Origin of the sequence: Falsiroseomonas oryzae (assembly GCF_027856955.1) — a bacterium.
In the GTDB taxonomy this organism is placed as follows: Bacteria; Pseudomonadota; Alphaproteobacteria; order Acetobacterales; family Acetobacteraceae; genus Falsiroseomonas; species Falsiroseomonas oryzae.
Window position 1 is genome coordinate 1 of the sequence record NZ_JAPSMD010000937.1, and the last position, 754, is coordinate 754.

The window sequence follows — 754 nt, forward strand, 5'->3', positions numbered from 1 at the left end:
CGCGCTGGATGCGGTGCGCGCCGCCCTGGAAGGCGGCCGTCCGCTCGGCCCGGCGCTGGCCGGGCTGCAGAACCCGCCGGAGGCGCTGGCGCGCTTCGCCAACGCCGCCCCGCCCACCGAGGCGGCGCTGCGCCTCTCCTTCGAGGAGGCGGTGCGCAACGCCCGCGGCAGCAGCGAGCCGGCCGCCGGCTCCGGCGTGATGGATTCGGCGGTCACGCGCCTGTCCGGCCTGCTCACCGTCCGCCGCGGCGAGGAGATGGTGCTGGGCGACGCCGCCGCGATCGAGCTCGAGCGGGCGCGTCGCGCGCTGGAGGCGGGCGACCTGGAGGGCGCTGTGCGCATCCTGTCGCGCCTGTCGCCCGCCGCGCGCGAGGCGATGCGCGGCTGGATCGCGCAGGCCGAGGCGCTGGTCGCCGCGCGCGCGGCGATCCGCCAGATGGCCGCGGGCTGAGGAGCGCGGCCGGATGCGTCATGCCCTTGCCTATCTCGCCCTGCTCGCCCTCGGCGTCGCGGGCATCCTCTACATGGCCAATCTCGGCGGCGTGGTGGAGGTCCGCGTCGCCGACCTGGAGCTGGTGGTACCCTTCGCCCTGGCGCTGCTGTTCCTGGCGATCGCGTTCCTGCTGCTGCACTGGCTGCTGAACCTCGTCACCTGGCTGCGGCGCTGGCCGCGCCGCCAGCGGGCGAAGCGCGCGGCGCGTCGCCGTGGGGAGGGCGATCAGGCCGTGACGCGCGCGCTCGTGGCGCTGGCCGC

The 754-nt window shown here is 77.1% G+C and carries 2 protein-coding genes; both read left to right on the forward strand.

Features of this window, described 5'->3' with window-relative positions:
* Positions 1-451: mitofilin family membrane protein (locus OZN99_RS32800; protein WP_270939358.1), on the forward strand; the 451-nt coding region annotated here is incomplete at its 5' end.
* 13 nt (positions 452-464) lie between these two features.
* A partial coding sequence (locus OZN99_RS32805) for a heme biosynthesis HemY N-terminal domain-containing protein (RefSeq protein ID WP_270939359.1) occupies positions 465-754 on the forward strand: 290 nt, incomplete at its 3' end.